We start from the raw sequence: 1,760 nt of genomic DNA, 5'->3' as shown, positions 1-1,760 counted from the left end.
GCTGCGCGTTGCCGGCAGCAAGGCGGCGGCACCGTCGAGGAAGTCCGGCGCCAGCATGCCGGTGACGGCGCCCGCCACGGGCACGCCGGCGGCGTCGGGCGCGAGGCCGGACAGGGCATCGAGCAGGTAAGTACGGCTCGCGCTGTCGGCGCATGGGTCCTGGCCCGGCACGACGGTATTGAACACCACCTTGCCGTCGGCCAGCGCGGCCGGCCCGCTGCTGCGTTCACCCGTGATGGCGCTGTCGGCGAAATCGACGAACCAGCCTTTCGGCCGGGCGCCGTCGCCGATGGCCTGCTGCCTGCCCGTGACGGCGAATCCGGCGGCAGCGTCGCTTGCCGACGGACGCAGCACGCGCTCGAGCAGGTCGGCACGCGTGAGCGGCCTGGCCGCGCCCGGGCCGCCGGGATTGTCGTAGACGGCGTAGAACGACTGCACGGCGAAGCCCGCCGGTTCGCGTGCTTGGCGCGACACGAGCATGCCGGTGCCGAACAGCACCAGGTAGCCGCCGTCGGCCGCGTGCACCACCTTCGGCTGCTGCGCGATGGGCTGGCGCGTGCCGGTACGGTCCTGCGCGACGAACAGGGGCCGCAATCCAGTATTGCCGCGCCACGGCGGCAGCCGCGTAAAGTCGAAGCGCCACAGATTGCCCTGCAGGTCGCCGGCATAGGCGTGGCGCAGGGTATTGTCCTCGTCCACCACCAGCGCGGGGGCCGACAGGCCGGCCGGCATTCCCGCGTCGGCACCGGGCAGGTCGAAGCGGTAGTAGTTGGCGCCCTGCTCCCAGACTTCACCGGGGCCCTTGTCCAGCGCCAGCAGGAACAGCGCGGCGCCGTGCGGCCCGGGCACGTCGTCGACAGCATCGCTGTCCACGCCATTGCCGGCCAGCGCGAAGTGGCGGTAGCGGCGTATGCCGCGGCTGGTGCCGACATGCAGCCGCGCCGTCGCCACGGGCGTGAGCACATGGCCGATGGCCGGATCGTCGTGCTGGGTGAACTCCCACAGCACACCCAGTCCGTGTCCGAACATGGCAGGGTTCGACACGTCCAGCGCGAACAAGCCCTGGCCGCCGGGCCCGGGCGAGCCTACCAGCACGGTGCGCCAGCTGCCGCGAATCCTCGCTTCGCCGATGGCCAGCGGACCGTCGACATAGGCCCGGTGGCGGTATCCCGGCGAGGTCAGCGCGCCCAGTGCGCCGAACAGCATGTCCGGCACGTACGCGAACAGTTCGGCGCCCGTGCGCGCGTCGAAGCCGTGCAGCATGCCGTCGTTGGTGCCCAGGTAGACGGCGGGAATGCGCCGCAGGCTGGCGCGATGGAAGGCCTGGTAGCCGGCATCGGCGCGGGCATGGGCCACCGTATTCAGGCTCCCACCCACGTACACGGGCGTGCCGTGCACGGCGTCGCCCAGCACGCCGGCGCGGGTGCGCAGGCCGTGGCCTTCCAGGTCGCGCACGCCGCGCAGGAAGTCCAGCCGTGCGGGCCCCATGCCGTCTCCGGGCGCGTTGGGGTCGTCCGGCGGCCGGTCGAGCAGTGCCTGCTGCAGCGGCGAAATGCGGTTCCACAGGAAGGGCACGGTGACGCCGGTCGGATCGTACGTATAGATCTGCCGCAGCGCGGGTGGATGCAGGGCGAGGCCCCGTGCCGCGTCCCACCTGGGCGCGGACAGCCGCAGCTCGCCGTCCGCATCGCGCACCAGCGCCGCGCGCGTCAGCGTGCCGCTGCCCTGCAGCAGGCCGTAGGCGGCGCGAAACACGGCGG

General features: G+C 72.7%; 1 protein-coding gene. It reads right to left on the bottom strand.

What is annotated here, in order from left to right; all coding sequences use genetic code 11:
- The coding region (locus GM672_RS27560; RefSeq protein ID WP_155473681.1) for a pilus assembly protein at positions 1 to 1,760 on the bottom strand (1,760 nt) is incomplete at both ends.

The organism is Pseudoduganella buxea (genome assembly GCF_009720835.1).
Taxonomy (GTDB): Bacteria; Pseudomonadota; Gammaproteobacteria; order Burkholderiales; family Burkholderiaceae_D; genus Rugamonas; species Rugamonas buxea.
Note: the sequence above shows the minus strand (reverse complement) of the source record. Positions and strands in the feature narration are given on the sequence as shown.